The organism is Bacillus sp. JCM 19034, assembly GCF_001310635.1.
Classification (GTDB): Bacteria; Bacillota; Bacilli; order Bacillales; family Bacillaceae_D; genus Halalkalibacter.
In genome coordinates this window covers 1-794 of sequence record NZ_BAXR01000060.1, presented here as the reverse complement: position 1 = coordinate 794, position 794 = coordinate 1, and the positions used below count along the sequence as shown (strand labels likewise).

1 pseudogene is annotated in these 794 nt (G+C 41.8%); it reads right to left on the bottom strand.

Annotation, left to right across the window (positions count from 1 at the left end):
- Positions 1-794 (bottom strand): annotated as a pseudogene (locus JCM19034_RS22555) (hypothetical protein); the annotation flags it as partial.

Here is a 794-nt window from a genome sequence, read left to right as displayed (position 1 = left end):
CGACGGCTCAACAGGCTCAACGGATCAACAGGTTCAACAGGCTCAACGGGATCAACATTATCCATTCGGTCTTCAAATGCTGCAAATATACTAAAATGAGAAGTTAAGGCAGTAACTGTCCCATCTTTATAAGAACCTTCAACTATCTCCCATTCAGTCGTTGTCGGATTAAAATAGAAGACATTCACCTGTTCGGTTGAAAGGGAATCCTCATCAACCTGTAAATGAAGTGTAACAACTTGATCGCCAAATTCAGAGAGACTTTCATCTCCTTGAGTGATGATGAAATCATAAATTTCACTTACTAATCTTCCTGGGTATGGTTTTATATTTTCCTCTTCATTCACTAAATCGAAACTAAAAATTACATCGCCATCCCCATTTGCAAAAATAAGTGAAGGAATTTCAATCGTTACATTGTTATGAACAATTTTCATCATGGTTTCCTGTTCCACTAAATGGGTAATTTGTTTATCGCTTAAATGAATCGTTGAATAATCATTAAACAGTTCAGCGCGCAAATCCAATTCAAGAACCCTACCATCACGTATATTCATTACCGTCTCATCCGAAACAATAATCTTGCCATCAACAACCTCTATATCTGAGGGTGGTTCAACAGGCAGCTCACCCGGTTGCTCAGGATCAGTCGGTTCAACAGGCAGCTCACCCGGTTGCTCAGGATCAACTGGCTCAAGAGGCTCTTCGCCCGGAAGCTCAGGATCAACCGGTTCAAGAGGCTCTTCACCTGGAAGCTCAGGATCAGTCGGTTCAAGAGGCTCTTCACCTGGAAG